The sequence below is a fragment of the Lacipirellula limnantheis genome (assembly GCF_007746075.1).
Taxonomy (GTDB): Bacteria; Planctomycetota; Planctomycetia; order Pirellulales; family Lacipirellulaceae; genus Lacipirellula; species Lacipirellula limnantheis.
The window spans coordinates 3,165,832-3,191,310 of sequence record NZ_CP036339.1 but is presented as its reverse complement, the minus strand read 5'-3'; the positions used below and the strand labels follow the sequence as shown (position 1 = coordinate 3,191,310).

The window sequence follows — 25,479 nt, the reverse complement described above, 5'->3', positions numbered from 1 at the left end:
TGTGATGGCGGATGGTGGATGAATCACGGCCACGTTGGACAGCGAACGTGACGCATTTGGTCGCGGATGGACCGCCGCGTCTGTGCACTAGATCCCCTCCAGCGCTCTGGCGCTTGGTAGATTAGCCCCTGCGTACCCACATGGACGAAAGCCGGGAGGAGTTCGCAATGGCAGCGACAATTGAGCATTTCTGCAAGGCATGCCACAGCCAGCACGAGTTTTATCTTCCAGAGGAATTGACGTCAGTGACGCAATATCGTCTCGAGTACACCTGTCCCAAAACAGAGAGGCGAATGTCGCTAGATTTGGACGGCAACTGGAATGAGTTCACGCCACAAGTTGACGAGGGCAGCGTGATTGTGCGCAGAGTGCCGTGGTAGCTTGGCCCCGAGCCTCTGATTTGTCATCAGGCAGTCAACGATGAAAGGGCATGCGAAATGCAGAGTGGCTGCCATCTCGATTGGACCACCGCGAGATCCCCGAACTTGGAGCGGCAATGCCTATCTCTTTGAGCGTGATGAATCCAGACCATCGATCAAACGACGAGCAATTGCGGTCTGAAGTCCAATGCTTACGGCGGCAGCTCGCTGAAGCTCAGAACAAGATTGTGGAGCAGGCGAGAGTTGTGGAATTAGCGAAGGAACTGCTGCAGTTTCGCTCGAAGTTGAGCAGGCTGGATGACGCGATTCTGGAACTAGACGGTAGCGAGTGGTAATCTCGTGCGGGAAGTCATTCCCGTGAATCGCCGAGGAGAGTGAGGGACAAGGCGGCACCGAGCCGGTCAGCTCCGCAACATAGCCTGTCGAAATTGATTTCAAAACGACCATGAGCTTCCAACTCGCATTCGACGGCGGACCGCTCGACCGAACCGTGATCGCTGACCGGGATGAGCCGCCGGCGGTCGACGCCTGGCTAAATCTGCCGCGGTACGTGTTCCGCTCAACCCGGCACGGACGAGCGGGGTCCAGCTTTGACATTTTTTACCCTGCGGACTTGCCGATCGCCGCGCCATTCGGAGCAGCCATCGAATTGCACCAGTACCGTGTCGACTGTCGACGAATTACTGACGACGGAACGATCCACGTAAGGGCGCACTACGTCGGGAGAACTGGGCGAGCCATCACGCCGACCGTGCGGGCAATGCGTCCTTGGCTTGCACAGAAATGCGCCGCGTCTGAAATGCTCGCTTGAGTCCAATTACACCTTCGACCGCCCTCGACGAAGGTTTGCGCCCATTCGCGCACACTGATCAATCGGCGGACTTTCTCGGCGGCTGCCTGCAAACTTTTCTCGCAGGTCAACGACGCTCAGGACCAGAAGCTGCTGTCCCCGTTGAATTCGCGTGAGTGAGATCGAGCAGCTCTTCGAACAGTCGGCTGGTCGCGACAAGCCGGTGTTGCAGGGAGAACCTCGGTCGCAGTTGCAGATTCATCGTCGGCTCGTTGTGCCTCTGTCCGCGACGCCGATGTGGCGGGGCCGGAGGCGGGGACGCCTCGACGCCGGCCGATGCGTAAGCTAACCTCCGCGCCGGCCCACGGGAGCAAATGCAGCACGCACATAGGTCAATTCACAGCTAGTTCGCAAGTCAGTATGCGCAACACAGTATGCAATACACGATTGTTCGTTTTGCGGCCGAGAATGTACGCAATTGCGTACCACACCCCGTCGCGAGCAGGGGACGTGCTTACCTGCGGCGACGGATGGCGGCGAGGGGGACCAATCCGAAGCAGGCCAAAGCAATGCTTGATGGTTCCGGAATGGGCAGGTGAACTAGCATAGCCGTCGCCATTCCTCCAGCGTTGAGGCCGCTAGCGAGCAACGTTTTGCCGTCGGCAGAGAGATCGTATACTTCAGATATCGTTGCACCATGAAGGTTGAGTCCAAGGTAGTCGACCAAAAACTCCATCGGAGTTTTAATGCCCGATGACGGCGTCCATATGAACGTCCTCTCGTAGGATTTCCCATCTCCAAACGAGTTGATGCGCGCAAAGACCGCGGAAACTCCGACAGCAATTTGACCATCGTCGGATGCAGCGAAGGCGCGTGATCCCTCTGGATAGGCGACTAAATGAGACGGCACCGAAAATGACGACGATGGCAACATTCCAAGGCCCAATACAGTTTCCGCCGTCATATCCCAAATGACCGCCTGGGGCACGTTTTGGAGCGTTGACCCATATCCCACTGCATAACGCCCATTTGGCGACACTCCGCTTGCATCGCTAAAGTGCGTGGTAAGTTCTGACGGCGGCATTTCGGCCATGCCTTTGCCACTAGACCAACGGAACGCTCTTGTCCATCCGTCCGACCGACTGCTGTAACCAACGATCACTGATCCGTCGCTAGATACCGCACGCGGACCGCTAATCTCGCGGTATAGAGGCGAAATGCCTAGATGTCCCAATCGCGTCAGTGAGCCGTCGCTATTCGACCACGTCACTGCTTCACGGTCATTGTTGGTGTAGTCACTATCGCCCACGATGACAGCCCCATTAGCAGAGATGGCTCGGGGCAAAATCGAGTCCGTTTTACCTCCGCGCAGCCCTGCGAGTTCGCTGATTTCACCGCCTGTGGTCCAACGCAAAGCAACAAAGGTAGATCCGCTTCGGGCCCGCCCAACGAAACTGCTACCATCAGCCGAGACATCTCTAACTCCGATTGACGCGTATCTTGGGTCAGTGGGAATTGGGATCGCTTTTAGTCCATGCCCTTCCGACCAAAAGTAGTCGTCAGAGCTGCCGTCGTTAAGGATCAAGTGAGCACTCGATCCATCCGGAGACAATGATAACGGAAGAAATGGCTGCCCTGGAGGCGATAGATACTCAACGGTGGCTGCGACCGTGCTGCTATTTGCGGCGACTATCAGGCACAAAACCCCAAATGCTGTCAATCTGCCTTCTGCGAGTTGCATGACGTGCTTCCTCGGGGGGATTCTTGCGCCGGCAGTCATAACTCAGCGATCACGTTACTCAACGAGCGCAACACGGAAAATTCCGGTTTGTGAATGTTACCACATCCTCCACTTCTCAGAAATGAGCCGACTTCTTGTCCGGCCAAGGCGTTCTCCGAAGCCGAAGGTTGCTGGTACGAATCCATTCGCCGGTTCGTATCATATCGCTTGTGCGACGATCTCAGTGCGGTTCCAGCACCCCAAGGACTGCGCACTGGACTGCAGGCCACCCGTCGAACAATTCTCGGCGGTGGCTCGCGAAGTGGCTGGCTGGGGTCGGACCTAGCCTGCCGGAAGAAGGAGAAGAACCCGAACTGATGGTGATAGAGGAACAGCGACGTCTCGTCTAAAGAGTCCCTCGAGCAGCGCGAGTGAATGGTCGCCGTGGACGCTAAAGCTGCGTTGCTTCGGACCACGACCTAACCGCAATCATTTCGCCCTTCTCCAGCTGTGCGACCGGAACTTCTGGAGAGGCGTACTCGGGGGAATTGCCGTGTTGGCCGCCTTCTTGGTCGTGCGAACCCGACAACACGCGGCCGCTCGCGTCCTCTTGATCGAGTTCATCGTCGCCGCCTCGATTCTTGCATCCGCGATGATTGCTTACAATTTAAGCCCCCGACATGCAGTATCGCGCGTCGTGATCGTCGTCGGGGCCTCATTGCTGGCCTTCTTCAGCCTCCTCATTTGAAGGGCGCCTTTTAGTTTGAACAATCTTCGACCGCTCACCCCCGACGGTTTGCGTGCCAGGTGCTTGTACGCTCACTCTCAAGCACTCATCCGTATTGCGGCACTCCCAAAATACCACCGTTTTGTGGCACTGCTGAAAGCTGGTTGGCATATCTGTACAGATGTTCGCGTCGACTCGCGAAGTGCATTTCCCGAAACGCTTACAGTGCGATTGCTCCGTTCTGCATCGGAGTTATCCTGAGGTGAAGAATGCTTTTTGCGTGCGATTTGAGCAGCAAATGTATTCAGGCGAGCTGGAGGTGGCTGCCGGAAGGCAGCCACCTAACTCGAGCTCGTATCACTCGACCTTGGAGGATCGGATGAAGGCAAGGATCTGGAAGTCCATAAGTCGTGGTCGCAGAACGCTCGCAACAACGATTGCCGCAGCGTTCTTGTTCATTGGCGCCGAGCATGCACTAACGCAAGCGATGGAGCAGGAATCGAACCCACCGCCTGGGGGCGAGGGCATCGAGAAAATCGAGCTTCGCAGCTACCCGTTGGCAACTCCCATGACGTTCCCCGGAGATCCGAGCGGAGAGAAGATCACCTCCTTCAAGATCAAAGGAGAGGCGCGAGCTGGAGAAGATGGCAGCGCCCAACTCTCGCTCAACTCCAGCCCGCTAACGTTTAATGAATTCGGGGACGTTGAATTGACCGAAGTGCGACCTCCCCGTGCAATTACCGTCGCATTGATTCGCCACAGCAGCGAGAACCATGAGATTTCATTATTTGAAATCTCATCCCCCAAACTGCAATCGCCTCAGAAAGCTCTGTTGCTGTTGAAGCATGACGACCCACAGTCGGGTCAATTGCTCATTGGGAAAATGCGACGTTCAGAGCCTGGCATCGCCGGATCGATCTCATTAAGCGAAATTGCGCTGCTTCGAAATGACCGAGCTTCTCAAAAGATTGAAGTTTCGCAGCAAAAGCTACGCGACGACATTGTGATGTATAGTCCGCAAAATCCACGAGTCTTCCTAAAGGGTCAGCTGGGCGGCAATGGGACGCTGATGCATAATGAAAACCACACCGGGGTTGAATGGCGGAAGTGTAGCATCATGCATTATGCGACGGCCATGGCGTTTCCCCACAAGCCGCTGACGATGGAGCCGGTTGAACTAGCCGACCCGCTAAATCAAGGACGCCGACTGTTCAGACTAGCGTTTGCCGCTCCTTCGGAACTAGGCGAGGTATTCCTTGTAGTTTCCCCCGCGGCGGCAGGTCCGCATCGACTCATCATTCGCGAAGCAGGCCAGACGCGGCGGGTGTTGCCGTTGACGCCGGAAGGAATTGAACCTTGGGCTAAGCTTCAAACGGCCTTTTCGCAGCTGCCGCTATCTGAGCAGAACGCCATCACGCGGATCAGCGACGCGTCATCGACTAATTTCTTCCACGACTACATTATTCGGTCGGGACATGTCATTTATATTTCCCTCTCCCACGACCATGCGAACCGCGAAACGCTCGCGCAGCTACGAGATCTACCCCAACTGTTCGACTTGCGAATTAAGTATTCGAACGTCCCGCCAGAGGTATTAGCTGATGCTCTAAGCGAGTTAAAGGGAGTCACCTCTCTCGAGCTTCACGAGCTTCAATACACGCCGGACCTGTTGGAGGCCATTGGCAAGATGCCCAAGGTGGAATCTTTATGGCTAACCAATACCCCTAAGACTCTGCTCACGAACGAATCGCTACGGCGACTAAGCGGGGGAGCCCCTCGACTCCAGGAACTCCATCTTTCGGCTTTCGGCCCAGCAGACGAGGGGTTCTTGCACCTAGCCCAACTACCGTCGCTCAAGAAACTCTCTCTGAACGCGCCGCAAGCCAGTGAAGAGGGTTTGAAGCGCCTTCGGGATGCAATGCCGAATTGCACGGCGCGCATCTACCAACTAGGCGAGTAGAAGGTCAGCTGTACTTTTATTGTGAGCCGTGGGTCGTGACTAGTTCCGCCAGGCGACTGGGTGTCGTTTAGAGGCGGATATAAAGTTCTTGCGTCCGGTCAGCCTGTTAAGTGCAATCCACTGGACCTGGGATGACGCCGAGAGCCTGCGAGCGGTCAGATCAAAAAAGCATCCGGGATGGCGACATCGGAGGTATTCTCGCTTTTCGAGGGCAAGGGGCGGTTGACGTCGTTATCGCGTCGCTCATCGGCCCAGATCGGCAGACTCGCGTGAAATAAGCGCCAGTACTTGTTCCGCCGGCCTCCCTTCAACGCCTCGCGGAACTCCACGGGTTGAGGGGGACTCGCTCATCGACTTTCAGAATATCGGGAGCGATAATAAGCCGTTTACTTCCAACACCAGGCTGCGCTACTTAGCGCGAGGGCACCGATTGTAATAGGTTCTGGTAAGGTGTGCCATGCACGGAAGATTTCTTCCAAAGCGGGGGGCGGCAACCGATCCAAATACAACTAGAGCGCCGGATTCTGCTCCGCCAATCCGGTCAGCTATCGATTCTTTCGAAGATTTGCAGTGCAGTTCGAACTCCCGTCGGCTAACCACGCGAAGGATTTTCGGATAGGTCCGCCCCTCGCAGCGCGTCATGGGCGATTCTGTGCGGTCGAACTTTGGAACACTGTCGCGAATGAAGCTGTTTCGTCACCTGCGACTGCGATTCTCGATTCGAGCTCTGCTCGTTTCGATCGCGGCGGCTGCCATTTTTTTGGCCTACCACGTCCATTGGATTGTTCAACGGCGAGAGTTTTTTCGGACACAGACCGTAGCAGCCTTTGAAGCCCGTGCGGCGCCGGCCACGCCGGCGCCGGGACTTCTCGCCCTATTTGGGGAACGTGGCTTCACGCAGATAGCCATGAATAGCAACTTGCCAAAAGCAGAGTACGCTCGAGTCATGAGCTACTTCCCAGAGGCGGCGCTCGCTGATTTTTGTTTCTACAACGAACCAATTATCGAATGAGAATCCGACATGCCCTACCGCCGCGGGTGCTTCCTAAAAATCACCGCCATCCCCAGCAGCCCAGCCACGACGGCCATGCCGACGATCGCCGAGCGGAGCGTGAAGCGGCGGCGGAGCCTCAGAGCGGCGACGCCGCCGCGGGCTGCACCGAACCTCACCATGTACCTCTGCGGCTAACTAATTCCTATCTGCTGAAAACTACCGACGCGCCGAGTACAAGTGCAATCAAAGTCGTTACGGCTAGAGATCCCCGTAATGTGAAGCGATAAGGTCGGTTCATCCACAGCAGCGTGCCCGCTGTACCCGTCACTAAAGTGACAAACCAGTACGGCGCTGCGACCTGGACTGCTCGTTCGTTGTTCTCACTGAACGCGAAACCGGACCTCTTTTTGAAAGCCCACTGGCTGTCATATCCTCCATCTCTCAGAAACTCAACCCGCACACGTTCGGGAGTACCTGAAAAGACATGCTCAGCGGCCCACCGCACGGCAGCAGTTCCGTTAGTGGAACCCACTATCACTCTACTGATCAGCGGCCGTTGCTCATTTCGACCGAAGGCAACGGTTTTACCCGTCGCATACCAGACAGTCACGCCGTCCTGCACTTTATAGCTCCGCATCCAAAAGACGATGAAGACGCTGCATAGCATGATGCATGTGAACGCAGCGGTGAGTCTAAGACAGCGAAGCATGATCCTGGCCTCCGGAGTTTGGAGTTTAACATACCAGCGCAACCGCACTTTCCCTTCAAAGGTGCTGATACTTGCCGCCTTTTCGACCATCACGGCGACCGCCTCTTCCTGGTCAATCGCTGTGTCTCCCTTGGGCAGAGCAAGCCTTCCCACCGGCCGCGAGTCTGCGGGCAACGGCGCGTGATGATACGAGCTGCCGGGGCGCTGCACTATTCGGGCGCCGTTCACAACACGGCGGGCCAGCAACTCAACTGGTTGATGGCAAGCCTTCGACGAGCCGAGAACTCTTCTACGCGACGAGTGACACGTAGGGGAGTACATTGCCTTTGGGATCGCTTCGGCAATCGAACGGCTCTTGCCGCTGATCCTCAATCACTGTCGATTAGCCCATTGGCAATGCACGCCTCGCGATATTCCCGTAGGTTGCCAACTCGCTGCAACCGGTAGTGCACGCCTCCGTGCTCGGCAGAGCGGTGCGCCGCCTCGACGAAGACCTGAGCGTCCAGCACTTCATTTTGCGTGACGGCAAAAGCAGTCCCACTTTCAATCTTGGCACGGAACTGTTGATGGGCGAGGCGGTAGGCGTGGTCAAATCGAGGCAGAAACTCCGGATATTTTCCCTTCGGGTATGCCATCTCGAAGATCTTGGAGTCTGGATGCAGAGTGCCGTCAGGCCGCCAGGCTTCTACGTGGATGGGGCCAGGGTATCCAGCAAAGCGCCCCGTGTGGATCGTGCCTTCGGAGCCAATGATATAGGTCTCATTGTTATAGCCCGAGGCGTGCGTGCGACTAAGGTCCAGGCGCCCCAATACCTGCGACGGCGTCGTAAAGGTGACAAAAGCGGTGTCGCCGCCTTCGTCAATCGGGCTGTCGTACGCCCGAGTGTGATACACGCTAGCCCAGACCTCGTTCGGGAATTCATCCAGCAGCACGATCGCCTCGTCGGCGACGTGAATGCCCATGTCGATAATCAGTCCTCGGCTACTATAGGTTGACGGAGGCGGGAATTGGTCGCGAAGGACGCATCGGATTTCCCTGATTTCGCCAACTATACCGGCTTTGATTAGCTTCTTTGTATGCAATAGCGCCGGATCGTAGCGACGCTGCAGACCGATTTGAATCTGGTGCGGATCCTGCCCAATCGCCTCTACAAAAGCGAAGCCTTCTTGCAAATCATCCGTCAGAGGCTTTTCGAGATAAATCGGGATCCGCGATTGGACAAACGGGAGGGCATCGTTGGCGTGGTTCTTGGTGTGGGAGGCGATAATGACGGCATCGATCACGCCGACCATCTCCTGCGCCATATGTGCAGGATCGTTGAACGTCTTCACATCGCCGGCCTTCAGTTCCTCTTTGGCCGCCGCCACCGCCGCCTGTTCATCGTCTCCTAAGGCGACGATCTGATGCCCTTGTTCCTGCACAATGGCTCCATGAACCTTTCCGATGCGGCCAAGGCCATACACGCCGTACTTGAATCTCTTGTGCATCGTGACTCCTCCGTCCTCTGGCACTCCTGGTCAACACCCCCGATGAGAATACCTGAACTGAAATCATCGGAGACGGAGTCGACCAATTTGTTAGCCGGCGCAATATGTGAACTAGCCTTTGTTATTGACATCTCGGGCCGCCGACCGCCACGTCACCGCCGACAGCGACTAATTGGCTCCCAGGCAACGGAGCGAAATCTGCAGTAGGCGATCCTGCAACAGCCCGTATCGGGAGCGGGCCTTGGCAAGCTCCGTCGAGATGGTCGTAGTCTACGTGCATCGGGTTCGTGCAGTCCTCAAGTACAACGAACGCATGAATGCGCAAGAATTACGTGAGGATTTCATCGAATCCAGAGCGACTTATTGGGCGCGTATGACAGCGACGAAGCCGCCGCCGGGGGCCAGCGCGATATGCAACGGCGTTGCCGCGGTAACGACTCGCTGTTGCTTGCTCAAGGAATTTGGCAGCGATTCATCGAGTGAGCCGTCGGCGTAGAGCGTGGCCTCAAACTCGCCTGCTGAGAGAAACTCCAGCGGCACGTCTATCTCCCGAGGGGTCCAATTCGTGATCCCGCCCAAGTACCACGCATTGCCCTGGCGGCGGGCCATGACGACGTACTCGCCCGGCTCGCCAATTAGGAACCGGGTTTCATCCCAGGTGGTCGGAACCTCGGCGAGGAAATCGAAACCTGGTTGTCCCTCGTAAGCGCTCGGGTCGTCGGCGACCATCGGCATTGGGTTCTCGTACACGACGTAGAGCGCCAGATTGTGACAACGGGTGCCCATCACTACCGGGGCGCGGTCGCGGGGCGTAAACTCGGCTCGAGAAACGGAGCGGAAGCCGCCGAGGTGGTAGTCCACAGGGCCGGCCAGGGCGCGCGTGTAGGCTACGTTGACGTTGTGGTCTGGCGTCACCCCGTCGCTCCACTTGACGTACTCAAGATTCATCACGCCCTCGCGGTTGAGCAGGTTGGGGAACGTGCGCTGTTCACCGCTATACTTGGGTGAGCCATGGATCTGGATGTGCAGATGGTGGCGGGCGGCGCTCTCCAACATCCTTTCCGTGAACTCGTTCATCTCCTGGTCGTCCCGGTCGAGGAAATCGACCATCAGTCCCTGGACGCCCCATGTTTGGTACAGCGCGAACGCTTCCTCCAAATGCTCGCTGAGCGGCTTCCAATGGACCCAGAGTCGGATGCCGACGCCACGTTCGCGGGCGTAGTCGATGATCTTAGGAAGCTCCAGTTCAGGGCGGGCCCTCCGGACATCGGCGTCCGGCGACGGCGTCGCGTAGCTTGCGGATGACTGCGGGTACCACGCACGGCCGTCGCCGGAGACGGCATGGTAGGCAATGTTGTTCGCAGCGCAGAAGTCGATGTACTGCTTGTGCCGTTCCAAGAAGGCATGGCGCGCAGCAGCCGGCTGGTAGTCATCCTCGAACGCGCCGTACCACCAATGAAAGCTCGTTTTGCCAGGTCGGAGCCAGGAGAAATCGCCAAGTGCGGGCGGCGGCGGGTCGTTCAGGCACAGGAGTAGATTGCTTTCGAGGAGTTTGCCCGCGCGGTCGGCCAACAGGACGACGCGCCAGGGGCTCTCGTACGGCGCTTGGCCCACGACGCTCATCTCGGGACGCGACGGAAGGGGCGACAACCGACAACCAAGCCTTGCCGGCTGATCGACGGGACGCTGCAAATACATGCCGGCGAAATGGCGGACGCGAGCTTCGGTGATCGCCGCCGCCGTGCCGCCGGGCCACGTCAGTAGCAGCGGCATCTCCAGCAGTTTGTTTGCGGGAATCTCAGCAAGCGGCTTGTGTTCATAGAGCGACTCGTGGGAGGTTGTAAAGCTGTCCAGCGTATTGAAAAACGCCTGCGGCTCGCCCACGAAGTCAAACTGCGTCGCTTCATCTCGGATGTCGCACTCCCGCAGTCGTTCCTGCGGCAACAGTCGGTAGCGAAAGGCGAGGCCGTCGTCGTAGGCGCGAAGCTCGACTTGCCATTGGAGATCTGAGTCGTCGGTCGACAACGTGACTAAGGCGAACGAGCAGCGGTTCGTCACCGTGGTCGTCTTGCCCCAGTGAAGCATGAAGCTTTCGTCGACGTTGCCGAGCTGCACGTCGATGATTGGGGAGTTCTCGCCCAACTGCCCGCCGACAGACAGCACCGGGCCCAGCGGCGACGGACCAATCAGCGTGCGGCCGTCTCGCTTGATCGTATACCGAACCTGATCCGCACCGTCGCTGGCCGTTCGCAAATCGATGGCATTGCGACCATCAGGCGAACGGATTGCCGCCGGTACACTTTCAGCGCGACTGGAAGATGGCGTTGTTAGCGTCAACCACGCCAGCAGCATTACACCGATCGACGTCATGGCGGCTCTCAACCGGCGACCGAATGAGGGCGTGAGGAACTTCATGCGTGCCCACCAAGTTTTCTAAGTGCAGCGAAGGCGTCACACGTCTCATGGTCCAAGCGCAATGCTACCACAGTTCTCATTCCACCGAGCCCTTTCTCGCGACTGCTCATCCCGATTTTGGTGGCGGCTAATGCAGCGGGATGAGCGACGGCCAATCGTCAGTTCTAGGATCACGCGCCGGGCCGGCGCCATCGCACCTCATCGGAACAACTCCGAAGCAGGTCAAGTGCCGATCCCCGATTTTGGAGGCCTGGCGAAGGTAAAGGCATTGAACCATCGCTCTGTGGATTCTGGGTCCATTGCCTAACGCCGGGCACGAACGCGTTGCGTCGCCCCCTTCGCCGTAAGCGCGTTAAGCTCCAATGACGCCGTCGCGGCCGATGACGGGGCGTCAAACGCTTTGATTTTGACCATGCTGCAGGTGAGCCTGCGGGAATCCAATCATTAGCGGCTGATCGTCGGAGCGAGGGGCCGAGAAGATTGACAGGGCTCCAGAAAAGCCCAAGCGACCTTCTCTCCGCCTCGCGTGCCTGCGGACGGAGAGAAGGTCGTGGTTGCGCGAGGGGAGCGTGCTAGCGGCTTTGTCGCCGTGCGGCGACGACGAGCGCGAGCCCTGCGATTCCCGCCGTCAAGATCGTCGTCGGTTCAGGAACCAGGCAGATGTGGGTAAACTCGCCGACAAACCGCACGACGTCTGCGTTGGCGAGTCGAAAGTCGACGCTGACTTCCGCGGGGCAATACGGGATCGTGTACTCGAGATCCACGAGATTCGTGCCGCCGGGCGTAAAGGGGAATTCCTGAACGGGAGAGGTTTGTTTGCCCCCAGCGGGGTCGATCCAGTCAAAAAAGACCGCGAGTGAACCTGGTTGCGGGCCAGCCAGAACGCCCGACAGTTTCAGCAGCTTCGGATGATCCAGGTCGAAGAAGTTCGGGCGCACGATCTCAAGCGGTTGGTTCTGTGCGATCGTCACATCAATTGGATAGGTTTCCGACATGGGCGGAATGCTCGCCTGCGCGGCCTGCGCGACGAGCGTCGCCAGCAAAGCGACGAGAGAGAAGCGGAAGAGTGTGTGGTTCATTAGGACCCTCCTGAAAGCACGAAGTTGAGCGGAACGCGCAGTTTGCGAGTGAGCAGGGAACCGATCCATGCCCAGGCGACTCCTTAGTGTACTTAGGCTTCGATCCAATTGGCTGCACACCCCCCCGCTTGGGGAAGAATATGTCCCGGCCCGCGGACGCTCGCAGGCAGTATTTCTAGGTAGCCGGCCTCTCTGGATTGCTCTGCGTCGAGCTTTTGGGGCGCTTATGCTCAGCGCGCCATGCGTAATCGCCCCAGTGCTGGCCACACGTCGGCAGGCTGGTTTGGCGGTCGTAAAGGTACGCGGGGCCGGCGATTCGCCGCTACGTCGCCGCTGTTGAGCAGAAGCGCGACTGTTCGACGTAGAAGGGCGCGGGACGCCTTCGACGTTCCCATGCGGTCGTTGGAGTGCGTCATCGCGTCCACCCGAGTACACCCGCCTCAACGTCCAAGGGACGGGGGTGGGCCTTCTCTTTCCCGTCGGGGCTACCCGACTGGCCGGACCACTGGCCGACCGGGAACTCGATGAAACGCTGGGACTCACTGAAGCGGGCGCCGACGCGCTAGCCGACTCTCGCCAAGGGTGCCGCAAGCAGCTACAGAACGTGCCGTTTTCCCGACTGGTCAGACGTGCCGTTCCAGTCCATATCGTCGACGATGATGAGGACAATATTAGGGGCCGCGGCGGCAAGGGCCATGTCGCTCAACTCCAAGACCGCGACAGTCCCGAGCAGCAGCGACGGAATTCTCGGTGATCCACGGAAGCTCTGCAGATTCTTGACGCGGCCAGATGCTCGGAGGGCGTCGTCAATGCCGGTCGCGTGGCGCATATTCGAGGGTTTGCTCAGGCCGTCCGTCGAGCGTTGCGGCGGCAACTCAGCCAGCCAAGCCCAACCGCCATGATAAGCACGCCGGCCGCGGGTTCCGGCACGCTCGCAGCGCTAGTGGCGACGTTACCCAGCTGTGCCGACTGCTGCCACGCGAGATAGTCGGCTCCGTCGGAATCGCCGTCGCCATCAGCGTCGGCTCCGGAGCCCATGCCGAAGGCGGACTTCCAAACGAGCAAATCCCCGGCATCGATCACCCCATCTTCGTTGAAATCAGCGTCGGCGGAGGGGGACGGGTCGATGAAGGGCCCTGGCGTCGTCGCCAGATCGGTGATCACGCGGAACTGCAATAGATCGCTTCCCAGCGTAGACAGACTGAATTTGAGCGTCCGCTGATTGGCTCCGATGGACACGTAGTCGCCATTGCTCCAAGTGACGCCGCGCGGAGCCGTCAGGCCGTAGTTGCCGATGGCTCCCAAGGATGTGTCGGTCAGGGCCAATTGCTGGCCGCCGAACAACAGAGCGATGATGTTCTGATCGAACGTGACGGAGGCGGTGACGAATTGCATCGCTCCACTGGAACCGAGCGGATCGTAGTGCAACAGGTAGCTGGTGAAGGCCGTCCCGGCGGCTAGTTGCGGGAGTTCGCCAGGAGAGGGGTCAATCGGCTGCGACCCCGCGGTGACCAGGGCGTCGACCGAGATGGCCGCCTGCAGGACGTCGTTCCGCTCTTGCATCACGAGCAGCTTGCTCGATTCAGCGGCGCCGAGCGTGAGATTCGTCGGCCGATAAATCGGAACGGCGGATTGCCCCGTGAGCTGATCGAGCCCCCAGGAGACGGGGTTGAGGACGGCGTTGTAGCGGGTGCGGATTTCGTCGCTGGTGAGCGCCTTGTTGAGGAACTTGAAGCTCGCGACGTCGCCGGTCAGGTTGCCGTCTGAGAAAGGAAGCGGGCCAGCGCCGCCCGCAGCGCCCAGCGTATCGGAGTACAGAATTTCGGGGGCGCTGAGGCGGCCCATGGAAGCGCGGAAGTAACTGTCCCAATCGAGCGACGCGAAGCCGGCAGCGCCATCAGCCCGGGCCATCAGCGCGCCGTTGACGTAAAGCTCGATGTACCGCCCGGCGGCGCCGTCGTTCACCACCGTGGTCAGCTGGACGTAGTCCTGCGTCGGATCGGCAAAGCTGTTCATCGGAGCCGTCACGGTGAGCTGATTGCCGGCTTTGCCCAGAACGCGGAAGCGGACTTCGTCGGCCATCGAATCGCCGTCCGCGTCGCCGACGGTGAGCGAGAGGCCTTGATTCGAGGAGCCAGCTTCGAAGATCAATTGCTGCGACGTCAGTGAATCGAACTTCACCCACGTTTCGAACGTCGCGGAGTGATCGCCGTCGAGGTAGTTGGGAAGCTTGGAGTCGGAGACCTGGAAGAAGCGCTGCGTCAGGCCGTCGTTGCCGTCGAAGCTCATCGCGTTCTTCGGGAGGCCAGGCTGGAATGGCGCAGCCGTCACTCGCGTCGGGCTCGCGCCAGGCGTACCGTTGATCGCAGTGACTCCACTGTACGGAATGGTGATCGTCATCGTCCCGTAGGGCATCCACACTTCACGATCGTAGTAGTCGACGTCGTTGACCGATCGCCATCCATTGGTAACGTTTCCTGGCGTGGCGGCGTTCCAGACCATCTCGAAGTTGTCGCGCACGTCGAACGGCAACGAGGCGTCGACGTTGTTCAGCCACGCGTCGAGCTTCGCGTTCAATTGAGCGACCTTCTCCGGAAACTGAGCGGCCAGGTTGAGCGGCGAACTTGCGCTGCTGCTCTCCGTCACGTTGGCCGCGACGTTGAACAGCAGCAAGGTATCGGGGGCCCCGTTCTCGCCGTACAGCCGGACTAACTTGTAGTCGCCGTCCCGCACGGCTGAGGCGGGTCGAGGGTCGTTGCCTGGAGCGATCGGCTGGAGGTAGTAGCCCCCCTGGCCATTCGGCAGGTAGCGTCCCGTGTAGTGGGGGTAGTGGAAAAACAACTCGCCATTCGGCGCGAAGCCCCGCTGCAAGCTGGCTTGCCCGACGGGAAGTTCGCCGCCGTTCTTCAAGATGGGTTCCAGGCTCGCGCCCTCGATGTTGGCCGCCGGCGGTTGATTGCTGCCGGCGAGGTCGAGGAAGGTCGGGAACAAATCGGTCAGCACGACCGGTACGTCGCTGTACGTGCCCGCAGCAACGCTGGGACCGCGCACAAAAAGAGGCACCCGAAGGCCGCCTTCCCACAGCGAACCCTTGCCGCCATAGAGGGGTGCATTGGTCTGTGAATTGCCTAAGTCCCACGACGCCCCTTGGTCCGACGTGAAGATGACGTAGGTGTTGTCGGCGATTCCCAGGGTGTCCAAACGATCGAGCAGCTGACCGACCGACGTGTCCATGTCCTTGGTCATCGCGGCGTAGTACGGGTCATTGTGCTTCGTGCCGCGCGGCAGGTTCGCAAACTCCTGCACGGTCGAGGCGAACGCGGCCGTCTGCAGTTGCTGCGGCAACTTCGTCGCTTCGAGGCCGACATAAGCGAAAAATGGCCTGTTCGCCGCCACCTGCGTTTCCATGAACTGGATCGTTTCGTTCGTCATCGAGACCAACTGCGAGGGGTCCGACGTCGTCGCGGTCTGGCAGCAGTGATCCTTAAAGTAGTCCCAGCCCTCGTACGGCCCGTTGGGCTGCCAGTCGTACTTGCCGATGAAGCCCCCGCGGTAGGAGGAGTTGTACGACTTGAGCGCCTCCATGATTGTCGTCTCGCCCGGGAACGTGTATCGGGGCTGAGGCGGCGTCAGCGGGTAGCCGTTGTAGAAATTGGTGAACTGCGGGTCGGTGACGAACGCCCCTTGCCGAACGTCTGTCGTTTGCAATTGCGCGGGACTTTTGCCGGTCATGATCGAGACCCGCGACGGCGAGCACATTGGCCCCGCCCCGTACGCCTGCGAGAACGTCATCCCCTGCCCGGCGAGTTGTTCCAGTCTGGGCGTCTGGTAGTAATCGCTTTTCGAGTCGGGGATGTTCGGATCCATCTGCACCGAACTGCCGGCCCAGGACATATCATCGACGATGACGAACAGGAAGTTCGGCGGAGGAACAGATTGGGCGCGAGCGCCTACCAGAGACGAAGCTGCCGCGGCGAGAAAGCAGAGCGCGCGTAAGGCGCGGAGAGACAAGCTCAAACGACACGGCTTCTCCAACCAGGTCATGGCTGTCCCAACGGGATCTCCACCGCCAGATGAAATCAGCATCAGGGTCTCGGGGCACGTCGAACATGCCCGTCGGAGAAGAGAGAAGAGAGAGCCGGTTCGATGCACCGAAAGTGCGCAAAGTTCCCCGCTTCAAGCATATCCGTTTCGGCGTCGTTGCTGCAATGATTTTGGAACGTGAGCTACCTACTCTTGTTGGGCGCACGCGCCGGTCAGAACGGACGGAAATTCTTTCGAAAATTTCGACAAGGGATTCGTCATGTGCCGTTCATCGTCCTGCCGTTGGCCACCCCGCCGCCGCTGGTTGAGGGGCATGCTCCCCGCTCATGGTCTGGGAAACGTTTATCTGGCGGGCTACACAACGGGCAGCTTAGACGGCCCTAGCGCTCGCGGCGACGATGCGTTCGTCACGCGGTTCAAGGCCGCAGGAGTTCTCCACTGCCGGCGACAGTTCGGAACTGCGCCTGTCGACATGGTCTACGGCGTATCTTCGGACGGAACGGGCAATGTCTATCCTTCGGACTACGCCACCGGTAGCTTGGCCGCGTGACGTCACGCGATAGTCGATCCACGCGTAGAGAACCGGAGTCATCGGGGAGCGGGTCTGCACTGATTCGTGAAGTCATGCAGAAAAACGCTCCTTCCAGCCGGCAATGCACAGGGCGACGCTCTCGCCGGCGGCGTTCGGTGGTATGAGGTCGGCCGCCTCGGCCAGCGTGGCCCCGGCGTAGTTGGCCGAGATCGCTTTCGTTGCCATCGAAGCGGCACCCAACGGTGCACGGTCACGCGGCGTTTTGGCAACCTCCACCCGTCAAACAATTGATCCTGGGCAATCGAGGCAAACTGCGGGGCGCGCATATTGAGGAATCGTGACCGCCTTCAAGCCTCAGGTGCTCGCCGCTCCCAAAAGCGAGCACGATCGCAAGCGTTTCAGCAGATTCTCTCATGGCTGCTGAAGTAAAATCGGAGTCGACGGCTCGATCGCAGCGGCGCGTTCTTTTCTGTGGAGAGTTCCAACATGACGAGCTTTCGATACCGGCGTGAACTGGAACTCCGCTGGACCGAAGTCAATCGGCAACTCGACGACCTCGCCGCCGGCAAAGCAGCGGCGAGCGACGTCGGTGTCGCTGAACTGGAAGAAATTCTCTTGGACCTTCGCCAAGACCTCGAGGAAAAGCTGACCGAGGACTTCGTGTATCGTCACCGTCATGGCTGCGTCTAGCGGGGCCGGAAGCGAGTGTTCGCTTCAGCGGCTCGGGAGCAATCAGCGCAGGCGCTCCACGTCAGAGAATCAGCAGCGTAGACCGGGCTCGGCACACAGTGATCAACTTCCTAGAAACCTCTACGCTTTGCCGTCCGATGCGTTCACCAAGCATAAGGACGATCCGTTATGAGCGAACGTTGACACCGGCGGGTTCTACTACCTTTAAACACCCCAGTACTGGCTCGTTCGGACCGCTTCGAGTCACGACGACCGGCAAGGAATAGGAAACGTGCACAAGCAATAAGGCGATTTGACCTCGGCTCCCTAGAGTCCATTGCCGAGACGTTCTTTTTCCACATCCCTTTATGCTGTAACACGTTACGACTAATCCCACAAAGCCTTGGACTTACAATCCTAAAACAATGTCCGGCAAAATATCGGTAAAGCCCGCAGAAACAAAGCCATTGGGGACAAAACATTCTGTCGCCGACTTCCTCGGCTCGATAGAATAGCCATTGCAATGTTGTTCTTTTCTTCGACACGCGCTGCATCGCGCAACAAGTTCCAACTGTGTCCCCGAGGTCAGACCCCAATCTCAGTAGTTAATCCACTGCTCCGTTGGAAAACCATGTCCCTGGTTCCCATGCGTTTTTGGCGCTCGCGCTGTAGATGAGCGTTGAAGAGATAGCAAACGCTAGTATCCAGATCGAGGCCCAGGCGGACTACTAGGTATACCTATTTAAGGACTCCATTTTATGAACAAACATCTTGCAAGGTACCTGCTGGGGCTTTTCTTCGTGCTAGGCCTTGCGACCCAGGCGCTGGGATCGTTGCAAAACGGAGGGACCTTGAGTTTTGGAGACATCCATTATTTGGGGAGGGTTAATCTAAAGACAAGTCCTTCGAATGCACCGACGGAAGTAAGCTTTATTAATGAGCTAATCACTTTGCCGGCTAATTCCGGTGATCCCTTAGAAGATGATTACGACCGTGTTTCCAGCTTTTTACCCGGTCCGTTCGATGAAGCGGATGATGCTGACGATTTCAGGGGCGGAGAAAATGTTTTCAATATAAGTCTAGCGGGAGCGTTTCAGTACCTTTACGCCAAGTATGATGGCAAGAATTATGGTGCTCTCGTTTGGTATTTTCCCGATGGGATTACTGGGAACGTTATTGTACCTCAATTTGATCCTGATTCTAAAAAATATGAGATATCTCACCTCTCAGCGTACAACCCTGTCGACGGTGCGGTTCCCGAACCCGCCACCATCGCCGTTTGGGGAATGCTCGCTTTGGCTGGTGCGTTCGGCGCCAAGAAGTGGTGGAAAGTAACTTAGCGCATCCTTCCGTGAGATGCTTCTGATCTAAAAAGCTCGCTCTAGCATATTGTTAGGGCGGGCTTTTTTTGTGTGCATTAAGTCCGGACGGACATTGGACGGCGATCATTTCGGCGATGCGGTCCAGTTCCAACATCGCCGCCTCTCGGCGGATGACTTCGGCCGGCGGGCGCCACGCGCCGGCGCCCTTGCTGACACGCCGTAAAGGCCATCGAGCGCCGAGGCGCATCTCCGGAGCGATTCAATACTGGATAATGTAGTCTCTCTTATCGAGCCGATCCCAATAGTCAAAGAACGCGAAGCAGTAGCGGCGGACGTTTTCGCGGTCGATCTTGAGCTCTTTAGCCGCATACACAAACGGCAGTCGAGCGAGCGCGATCGCCTCAATGCGGGCCGCCAAATTACGATTTTCACGCCAAGCAAGGATTTCGACGTAGGGCCGGCAATCGGGGCTCGCCTCCACCGACGTCCGACTCAAGTCGGGTGCGTCAGCCAGGAGGGTCAGGCATTTCGTCAGCCGGCGCGTTTCGACGTCCGCATCGGCGCGCAGCCGCACGCGCCACTTCCGGGCGTCGGCGCTGGCCAGCTGATAGCGCCAGTCCGGCGGTCGCGTCGCCGAGCGTGCTTGCCATTTATCGTTCATGATGCGTCTCCCCCAATCCATGCCGAAGGCGCCGAGGCGAGCGGCGGCCCGACGCCGCGCACGCGTTACCCTTTCAGCCTAACGCCGCCGGGCGAGGCACAGTCAAGTCCGTTTTGACGGCGGCCGCGAGGAATTTGGGGAGTGATAAATTTCCCGCAATATTAAATGGTGCTGGCGATGCATAAATCGCTTGTTGAGTCAAGATTAATCTGAGTGCGGCGATGTTTTCTTGAGCGAGGGCACGCGCTGCGACAGAGCCGGCCAGGCACCTTTGCCGTCATCAAATGTGCCGGCGAATCGACGTGCCCGAAAAGTACGTGATGCGGATTCTCACCAAGCTCGCTCGCGTTGGCGTCGTCGACAGCGTTCGCGGCGTTGACGGCGGCTACCGGTTGGCTAAGCCGCTCCATCAGGTTTCGCTTTTGGCGATTGTCGAAGCGGTCGACGAACTGCCGATGTTCAATGTGGAGCCGCTAGACGGCCTATCCGCCAGCGGGCAACAAATGATCAAAGCCGCTATCGCTGGCATTGGCGAGGACGTGCGGAAGCGGCTCGGGGCGTTGACGCTCGATAGATTAAAGGGCGGGAAGGGACGGAGCGGACTTGCCTAGCGCAAGTAGAGTTTCTAGTTGGACATTCTGCGACCGGTTGCCGTCAGCAATGCGCTAAACCGGGCAAATATCCGCTATACTGCCGGCCGTGAGCACCGTCATCCGTAATGCCCTCGTGATCCTCTGCGTCGCAGTGTGCTCGCTCTGCATACTGCTGATGCTGACTTCAATCGACCATCGTCACAAGGTTTTCTTGACGCTGCCGCTTGTCGGTCGCATTGACGGCATGGTGCAGCAAGGCTTCGCTTTCATCGAGGTTTCACCGTCGTCAACCACGGGACTTGGCTCGACGTTGGGACTCTCGTCGCAACACCTACACGGGCAGCCAGGCTACTTTTACTCTTCTCAACGAGGGCACGGCATCTTTGGCAGAGGTCGAAACAACGTTTTCTTCCCCCTCTGGTACGTCATCCTCGTGTTCGGACTTCTGGCCGCCTTCATGTACCACTTCTCCGGCCGGTTCACGCTCCGCTCGGCGCTCATCGCCATGTCGGTTGTGGCTGGGCTGTTCGGGATAACGGTGATGCTGTGAGCTAACCGGCCACCTCATCGGGGCGACGTCGACATTCACCGAATTAAGCGCGCATTTGAATGTCATCGATCCTGTCGGCCGTCGCAGCCGCGCTCGTTCGCGGGGAGCTGCCAGGATAACGTGGATTCCGGCCGGAGTGGCAGCCCCGATTTCGTAGTTTCGTTTTTTTAACGCTGCGGCCTGGTCAGGGCCTGCCCCATCGACGGGGACCACCGCGGACCTGCCACGAGGGTGGTACAATCGGCGTCATGACCGACGTCACGCAAATCTTATCTCGAATCGAATCGGGCGATCCGTTGGCGGCTGCGCAGCTGCTTCCGCTGGTGTACGCGGAGCTTCGAAAACTGGCAACGGCGAAACTCGCCAATGAAAAGCCGGGGCAGACGTTGCAGGCGACCGCCCTGGTCCATGAAGCCTATTTGCGGCTGGTCGGAACCCGTCGGCCCGCCGAGTCCTGGGACAGCCGCGCGCACTTCTTCGCTGCGGCTGCCGAGGCGATGCGCCGGATTCTCATCGACGGTGCCCGCGCGAAGGGCAGGCAGAAGCGCCAGGGAGCTCGCCGCCGCTTCGACATTGATGCCGTCGACTTGGCCGTCCAGGCGTCGCCGGACCAACTCCTGGCGATGGACGAAGCTTTGGACAAGCTCGAACGGGAAGACCCGACCGTTTTTGAGCTGGTGAAGCTCCGGTATTTCGCGGGATTGAATATCGAGCAGGCCGCCGCCGCTCTCGGGATCTCGGCCGCAACGGCTTACCGACACTGGAATTACGCCCGCGCCTGGCTGCACGCCGAGCTGCTCGGGCAAGACGATTCCTAGTCCGCGCGTGAATCTTGGCATTTTTTTGCCGACCGCTGAGAATCCGCGCCTAAAACGCCGCATTGATTCTTAGAGCCGAGTAGTCGGCGGAACACGCGCTATGAACACTCAAGACAACCACACTCGAGCCATCTTCCTCGAAGCCATCGAGCAGAATTCGCTGGAGAACCGCGCAGAGTTCCTCCAACGGCTCTGCGAGGGGAATCCGAACCTACGCGCTCGGGTCGAAAGACTCCTCCAATCTCACGAACTGCTCGGCTCGTTTCACGACTCAACCGCGACGGCCGATCTCTGGCCCAGAGCCGAATGCTCCGGGGCCACGATCGGCCCCTACAAATTGCGAGAGATGCTGGCCGAAGGCGGCATGGGCAGCGTGTACGTCGCCGAGCAAAAAGAGCCCCTCCGCCGCAAGGTAGCGCTGAAGGTTATCAAGCCCGGCATGGACAGCCGCCAGGTGCTGGCCCGCTTTGAGGCCGAGCGGCAAACCCTCGCGCTGATGGACCATCCGCACATTGCCAAGGTGCTCGACGCCGGCACGACGGACAACGGCCGCCCTTACTTCGTGATGGAACTGGTTCGGGGCGTGCCGATCACTGAGTTCTGCGACCAGCGGCGGCTGAGCCCGCGTCAGCGGCTCACCCTGTTCGTCCAGGTTTGTCAGGCCATTCAGCACGCCCATCAGAAGGGTATCATCCACCGCGACATCAAGCCGTCCAATATCTTGGTTACCCTCCACGATGATCTAGCCGTGCCCAAGGTGATCGACTTCGGAATTGCCAAGGCGACCGGTGAACCACTCACCGAACAGTCGGTCTACACGGCGTTCAACCAGCTGATCGGTACGCCGCTCTACATGAGCCCCGAGCAAGCCGAGATGAACGCCCTCGACGTGGATACCCGCAGCGATGTCTATTCGCTGGGCGTTTTGCTTTACGAGCTGCTCACCGGCAGCACGCCATTCGATAGCGACACCTTGCGTCAGGCTGGCTTCGATGAAATGCGGCGGCTGATCCGCCAAGTCGATCCGCCGCGTCCAAGTCAGCGCGTCAGCACATTGGATGCTCACGTCGCCTCGACCATTTCACAGGGTCGCGGCATCGACGAACGCCAGCTCCACCGCGCACTGAGGGGCGACCTCGACGTAATCGTGATGAAGGCGCTCGAAAAGGACCGCAACCGCCGCTACGAGTCGGCCAGCGCCTTGGCCGCCGACGTACAGCGTCACCTCGACGGCGAGCCGATCCAGGTCAAGCAGTCGCGCCTCTTCGTCGGCGCCCGCAAGTGGTGTCGCCGCCACCGGACCGCGACGACCGCGTCCGCCGTCGCGGCGATCCTGCTACTGATGTTCGCGACGGGCATGGCCGCCGATCGCCACCGGCAAACTCGCGAGAGCATGCGCTTTATCGAAACCTCACTCCAAGCTGCAAGTGCTGCGCTGCAAGCCGACGACGTCGAGCAAGCACTGAAACGGTTATCCGAAGCTCACATCCGAATCGAAGCCGACGGTCTAAAGAATCAAGAGCTGTTGGATCAGGTCGCGACACTGAGTCAAGCGGCGGAACGCTACGCCAAGTTCGCGTCGCTACTCAAATCCGCGCGGATGAACCGGACGGACGCAGAAAAAGAGCTAGCCCGGCCAATAGAGGCGCTTGCGCTCTACAGCGTCATGGAGAACGCCAAGTGGTTAGACTCGCTGCGTGCGTCTGGCCTGCCTGAGGCTCACATTACGAGGATTGTTGACGGCGCTTACGAACTGCTGCTTCTAAGAACCGCTCATCTCGGTCGAGCGCCCAGTGATTCGCCTGAGACACTGCGCGAGACGATCGTCAAACAGCAACTTCCACAAGCACTCGCATGCTTGGAAAAAGCAATCTCGTTTCACGCCCCTTCCCGTGGTTACTACTGGCTCCTGGCCAATTGCGCGATGCTAGCGAATGACAAAGCCCAAGAGGCTCGCCTTCGCCAGCAAGCCCTAGAGACGCCTGTCCATCATGCGGCCGAATTGTTCTACATCAATCGCGATCATCGTTGGGGATCAGTCTCAGAGTCTCGCGGATATCCAAAGTACCCCGTGGACGAATCCTATAAAGATCACCGTGAGATGTTGCGGCTAGACCCCACCTACTACAACGGGATTTTTTTCATGGCGCTGATCTTGGATAACGCAGGACGATACGAAGAGGCGCTGCCCGTGTGGTACGCCTGCAATGCAATTAATGCTGATGATTGGGTAGCGACATTAAATCGCGCCGAGACGCATAAGCGGCTCGGACAATTCGACGAGGCGATGTCCGACTTTGAAAGTGTGCTGGCCGGGAATCCGAATAATGCCGACGCACTCTATTTGGTCGCGAGGACATTGGCGACAGATCCAGAGCTGCAAATGCGCGATGGTGCGCGCGCTGTGAAATTGGCGTCGAAGGCCTGCCAACTTAACGATTATCAGAACGTACACATCATCGATACGCTCGCTGCCGCTTATGCCGAAACCGGTGACTTCGAGTCGGCCATCAAGTGGTCCGAGAAGGCCCTTGAATTAGCGGATGGTCCCACAGGACGTGAGGTATTTACAGAGCACTTGGAAAGCTTTCGCCAACGCAAGCCTTGGCGCGAAAAGTAAACACAATCGGCCGGCGTGGGTGCAGCGTCACGGCAGCCTCCTCAGCGGCCAGGCCTATCGTGCAGCTTTGCGCGCTAAAGCATGTGCTGTTTTTATTGTGGCCCTGAGCTTCCTCAATTATAGGGCCTTTGTCATCACAAGAAGCCGACTGACGACGACCATCTCGCAATCTCTGCTGAAGCTGAAGGGCTCATCCCGCCCGACAATGAATCGATGCCCGTGCCTAATTCGGCCTAAACTCTAACGAAGCTTGAGCACCATGCTTGCACACCATAAAATTGTTGTGAGTCGATTTATCTCCTTTATGACGGCGCTCGTTGCCGCACTGATAAGCGCCAATTGCATCCACGCTGAACAAGCCTATTTCATGGGCCTTGGCGATTTGCCAGGCGGTCTCTATCGCAGTAAAGCAAAGGATGTCTCTGCAGATGGAAGCGTAGTCGTCGGCTCCAGCGTCATCGGCCCCACCATCAATGACGTTCAAGCATTCCGTTGGACGGAGGAAACTGGAATGGTCAGTATCGCTCCCTTCACCAGTGAAGCCAGGAGAATTTCCTCAGATGGTACAACGATTCTTGTAGGCTTGAATCGTTGGACAGCAGATGGCGGAATGGAACGACTTCCGGCGCTGCCGGGCTACGCAACCACAGCTGCGATTGATTTAAGTGCGGACGGTAGAATCGTTGTGGGATATGCTAGCGACGGCTTCTTCGAAGACAGGGGCGTCCGGTGGGCTGGAAGCGGTGTCGAGCAATTGGCTCCCATAATCGGACTCAGTGAGTCCACCATCATTGCGACCTCTGCGGATGGGGCAACGTTGGCTGGATTTGAATCGGACTACGCGAATGGAATACGAAAAGGGTTTGTCTGGAACAAGAATACCGGCGTGAAATACTTCGCGAATCCTGCCAACAGTAGCTATCAACCCATTGGCATGTCTGCAGACGGATCAATTGTCGCAGGCTTCAAAGACCTCAGGCAACCATTCATTTGGACTGAGCAGTCGGGCGTCGTTCCCCTGAACACCGCCGATTCAGATTACATGGCTATTTCTGCAGATGGGTCGGTAATCGTTGGAGGCTACCAAAACTCTGGTCCTGGTTGGATATGGGACAACGCGCACGGAGTGCGAAATTTGCAACAAGTCTTGACCACTGAGTACAACCTCGGCTCAAGTCTCACCGGTTGGAGCCTACGTGCGGCTGAGTCGATTTCGGCCGACAATCGTACGATCGTTGGTTGGGGCTTCAACCCCAATGGAAATATCGAAGCCTTTATGGCCTATCTTGGCACTCCCGTGCCCGAGCCGAGCATGTTCCTAATGGCCGGGCTCGCGCTCATCCCGCTCGCCCGGCGATCGAAGGAGCGAACTCTGATGACTCAGCGCCGATCGTCGGCGCGGGCTTAGA

Annotated in this window: 22 protein-coding genes and 1 pseudogene; 13 read left to right on the top strand and 10 right to left on the bottom strand. The window is 58.5% G+C overall.

Going from position 1 to position 25,479, the window contains the following annotated elements:
* Positions 1–496: 496 nt before the first annotated feature.
* Together I41_RS12390 and I41_RS27235 are read left to right on the top strand one after the other, a co-directional pair.
* Positions 497–715, top strand: a complete 219-nt coding sequence (locus I41_RS12390) for a hypothetical protein (protein WP_145432990.1) — start codon at positions 497–499, stop codon at positions 713–715.
* A gap of 110 nt (positions 716–825) precedes the next feature.
* The gene (locus I41_RS27235) at positions 826–1,191 is read left to right on the top strand and encodes a hypothetical protein (protein ID WP_168206859.1); all 366 of its coding nucleotides are present in this window, start codon (positions 826–828) and stop codon (positions 1,189–1,191) included.
* 493 nt (positions 1,192–1,684) lie between these two features.
* Here I41_RS27235 and I41_RS28025 read toward each other — a convergent pair whose 3' ends face one another.
* Positions 1,685–2,263, bottom strand: a complete 579-nt coding sequence (locus I41_RS28025; protein ID WP_246133860.1) for a hypothetical protein — start codon at positions 2,261–2,263, stop codon at positions 1,685–1,687.
* Positions 2,264–2,272: 9 nt separating this feature from the next.
* A pseudogene (locus tag I41_RS28580) lies at positions 2,273–2,911 on the bottom strand (hypothetical protein); the annotation flags it as partial.
* Positions 2,912–3,443: 532 nt separating this feature from the next.
* Between I41_RS28580 and I41_RS12380 the strand changes: the two are divergent.
* The 3 genes from I41_RS12380 (at position 3,444) to I41_RS27230 (ending at position 6,766) form a co-directional block, all read left to right on the top strand.
* Positions 3,444–3,638, top strand: coding sequence for a hypothetical protein (locus I41_RS12380; RefSeq protein ID WP_145432988.1), 195 nt, complete (start codon positions 3,444–3,446; stop codon positions 3,636–3,638).
* A gap of 181 nt (positions 3,639–3,819) precedes the next feature.
* Entirely contained in the window at positions 3,820–5,577 is a 1,758-nt protein-coding gene (locus I41_RS12375; protein WP_145432987.1) for a leucine-rich repeat domain-containing protein, read from the top strand.
* Positions 5,578–6,598: 1,021 nt separating this feature from the next.
* On the top strand, positions 6,599–6,766 hold the full coding sequence (locus tag I41_RS27230) for a hypothetical protein (RefSeq protein WP_168206857.1): 168 nt from the start codon (positions 6,599–6,601) through the stop codon (positions 6,764–6,766).
* Positions 6,767–6,773: 7 nt separating this feature from the next.
* Here the strand turns inward: I41_RS27230 and I41_RS12370 are convergent, their stop codons facing one another.
* The 6 genes from I41_RS12370 to I41_RS12345 form a co-directional block, all read right to left on the bottom strand.
* Complete coding sequence (locus tag I41_RS12370) at positions 6,774–7,373, bottom strand: hypothetical protein (protein ID WP_145432986.1); 600 nt, start codon at positions 7,371–7,373, stop codon at positions 6,774–6,776.
* A gap of 275 nt (positions 7,374–7,648) precedes the next feature.
* Positions 7,649–8,767, bottom strand: coding sequence for a Gfo/Idh/MocA family protein (locus I41_RS12365; RefSeq protein ID WP_145432985.1), 1,119 nt, complete (start codon positions 8,765–8,767; stop codon positions 7,649–7,651).
* Between the two features lie 360 nt (positions 8,768–9,127).
* Entirely contained in the window at positions 9,128–11,137 is a 2,010-nt protein-coding gene (locus tag I41_RS12360; RefSeq protein WP_168206856.1) for a glycoside hydrolase family 97 protein, read from the bottom strand.
* Positions 11,138–11,754: 617 nt separating this feature from the next.
* Positions 11,755–12,261, bottom strand: a complete 507-nt coding sequence (locus I41_RS12355) for a PEP-CTERM sorting domain-containing protein (protein ID WP_145432983.1) — start codon at positions 12,259–12,261, stop codon at positions 11,755–11,757.
* A 595-nt stretch (positions 12,262–12,856) separates the two neighbouring features.
* Positions 12,857–13,090, bottom strand: coding sequence for a hypothetical protein (locus I41_RS12350; RefSeq protein WP_145432982.1), 234 nt, complete (start codon positions 13,088–13,090; stop codon positions 12,857–12,859).
* A 14-nt stretch (positions 13,091–13,104) separates the two neighbouring features.
* Positions 13,105–16,278 carry a sulfatase-like hydrolase/transferase gene (locus tag I41_RS12345; RefSeq protein ID WP_168206855.1) on the bottom strand — a complete coding sequence of 1,058 codons (3,174 nt, stop codon included), beginning with the start codon at positions 16,276–16,278 and terminating at the stop codon, positions 13,105–13,107.
* Positions 16,279–16,618: 340 nt separating this feature from the next.
* Between I41_RS12345 and I41_RS12340 the strand changes: the two genes are divergently transcribed.
* The gene (locus I41_RS12340) at positions 16,619–16,855 is read left to right on the top strand and encodes a hypothetical protein (protein WP_145432980.1); all 237 of its coding nucleotides are present in this window, start codon (positions 16,619–16,621) and stop codon (positions 16,853–16,855) included.
* A 72-nt stretch (positions 16,856–16,927) separates the two neighbouring features.
* On the opposite strand, the gene I41_RS28260 is transcribed toward I41_RS12340, so the two are convergent.
* The gene (locus tag I41_RS28260) at positions 16,928–17,062 is read right to left on the bottom strand and encodes a hypothetical protein (protein ID WP_261342489.1); all 135 of its coding nucleotides are present in this window, start codon (positions 17,060–17,062) and stop codon (positions 16,928–16,930) included.
* Between the two features lie 261 nt (positions 17,063–17,323).
* Between I41_RS28260 and I41_RS12335 the strand changes: the two genes are divergently transcribed.
* Positions 17,324–17,527, top strand: coding sequence for a hypothetical protein (locus I41_RS12335; protein ID WP_145432979.1), 204 nt, complete (start codon positions 17,324–17,326; stop codon positions 17,525–17,527).
* 737 nt (positions 17,528–18,264) lie between these two features.
* Complete coding sequence (locus tag I41_RS12330) at positions 18,265–18,846, top strand: hypothetical protein (protein WP_145432978.1); 582 nt, start codon at positions 18,265–18,267, stop codon at positions 18,844–18,846.
* 241 nt (positions 18,847–19,087) lie between these two features.
* On the opposite strand, the gene I41_RS12325 is transcribed toward I41_RS12330, so the two are convergent.
* Complete coding sequence (locus tag I41_RS12325) at positions 19,088–19,489, bottom strand: hypothetical protein (protein ID WP_145432977.1); 402 nt, start codon at positions 19,487–19,489, stop codon at positions 19,088–19,090.
* A 284-nt stretch (positions 19,490–19,773) separates the two neighbouring features.
* Between I41_RS12325 and I41_RS12320 the strand changes: the two genes are divergently transcribed.
* The 5 genes from I41_RS12320 (at position 19,774) to I41_RS12300 (ending at position 25,478) form a co-directional block, all read left to right on the top strand.
* Positions 19,774–20,100 (top strand): RrF2 family transcriptional regulator, encoded by a 327-nt coding sequence (locus I41_RS12320; protein WP_145432976.1) that lies wholly within the window; start codon positions 19,774–19,776, stop codon positions 20,098–20,100.
* Positions 20,101–20,188: 88 nt separating this feature from the next.
* Positions 20,189–20,632 carry a hypothetical protein gene (locus tag I41_RS12315; protein ID WP_145432975.1) on the top strand — a complete coding sequence of 148 codons (444 nt, stop codon included), beginning with the start codon at positions 20,189–20,191 and terminating at the stop codon, positions 20,630–20,632.
* A 248-nt stretch (positions 20,633–20,880) separates the two neighbouring features.
* Positions 20,881–21,450 (top strand): ECF-type sigma factor, encoded by a 570-nt coding sequence (locus I41_RS12310; protein WP_145432974.1) that lies wholly within the window; start codon positions 20,881–20,883, stop codon positions 21,448–21,450.
* 100 nt (positions 21,451–21,550) lie between these two features.
* On the top strand, positions 21,551–24,070 hold the full coding sequence (locus I41_RS12305; protein ID WP_145432973.1) for a serine/threonine-protein kinase: 2,520 nt from the start codon (positions 21,551–21,553) through the stop codon (positions 24,068–24,070).
* A 250-nt stretch (positions 24,071–24,320) separates the two neighbouring features.
* Positions 24,321–25,478 (top strand): hypothetical protein, encoded by a 1,158-nt coding sequence (locus tag I41_RS12300; protein WP_145432972.1) that lies wholly within the window; start codon positions 24,321–24,323, stop codon positions 25,476–25,478.
* Position 25,479: the final 1 nt, after the last annotated feature.

Excerpts from the sequence above, each read along its gene's own strand:
- I41_RS12390 (WP_145432990.1), top strand. The coding sequence starts at position 497 with ATGCCTATCTCTTTGAGCGTGATGAATCCAGACCATCGATCAAACGAC.
- I41_RS27235 (WP_168206859.1), top strand. The coding sequence starts at position 826 with ATGAGCTTCCAACTCGCATTCGACGGCGGACCGCTCGACCGAACCGTG.
- I41_RS28025 (WP_246133860.1), bottom strand. The coding sequence starts at position 2,263 with ATGGCCGAAATGCCGCCGTCAGAACTTACCACGCACTTTAGCGATGCA.
- I41_RS27230 (WP_168206857.1), top strand. The coding sequence starts at position 6,599 with ATGCCCTACCGCCGCGGGTGCTTCCTAAAAATCACCGCCATCCCCAGC.
- I41_RS12365 (WP_145432985.1), bottom strand. The coding sequence starts at position 8,767 with ATGCACAAGAGATTCAAGTACGGCGTGTATGGCCTTGGCCGCATCGGA.
- I41_RS12360 (WP_168206856.1), bottom strand. The coding sequence starts at position 11,137 with ATGACGTCGATCGGTGTAATGCTGCTGGCGTGGTTGACGCTAACAACG.
- I41_RS12355 (WP_145432983.1), bottom strand. The coding sequence starts at position 12,261 with ATGAACCACACACTCTTCCGCTTCTCTCTCGTCGCTTTGCTGGCGACG.
- I41_RS12350 (WP_145432982.1), bottom strand. The coding sequence starts at position 13,090 with ATGCGCCACGCGACCGGCATTGACGACGCCCTCCGAGCATCTGGCCGC.
- I41_RS12340 (WP_145432980.1), top strand. The coding sequence starts at position 16,619 with ATGCTCCCCGCTCATGGTCTGGGAAACGTTTATCTGGCGGGCTACACA.
- I41_RS28260 (WP_261342489.1), bottom strand. The coding sequence starts at position 17,062 with ATGGCAACGAAAGCGATCTCGGCCAACTACGCCGGGGCCACGCTGGCC.
- I41_RS12335 (WP_145432979.1), top strand. The coding sequence starts at position 17,324 with ATGACGAGCTTTCGATACCGGCGTGAACTGGAACTCCGCTGGACCGAA.
- I41_RS12330 (WP_145432978.1), top strand. The coding sequence starts at position 18,265 with ATGAACAAACATCTTGCAAGGTACCTGCTGGGGCTTTTCTTCGTGCTA.
- I41_RS12325 (WP_145432977.1), bottom strand. The coding sequence starts at position 19,489 with ATGAACGATAAATGGCAAGCACGCTCGGCGACGCGACCGCCGGACTGG.
- I41_RS12320 (WP_145432976.1), top strand. The coding sequence starts at position 19,774 with ATGTGCCGGCGAATCGACGTGCCCGAAAAGTACGTGATGCGGATTCTC.
- I41_RS12310 (WP_145432974.1), top strand. The coding sequence starts at position 20,881 with ATGACCGACGTCACGCAAATCTTATCTCGAATCGAATCGGGCGATCCG.
- I41_RS12305 (WP_145432973.1), top strand. The coding sequence starts at position 21,551 with ATGAACACTCAAGACAACCACACTCGAGCCATCTTCCTCGAAGCCATC.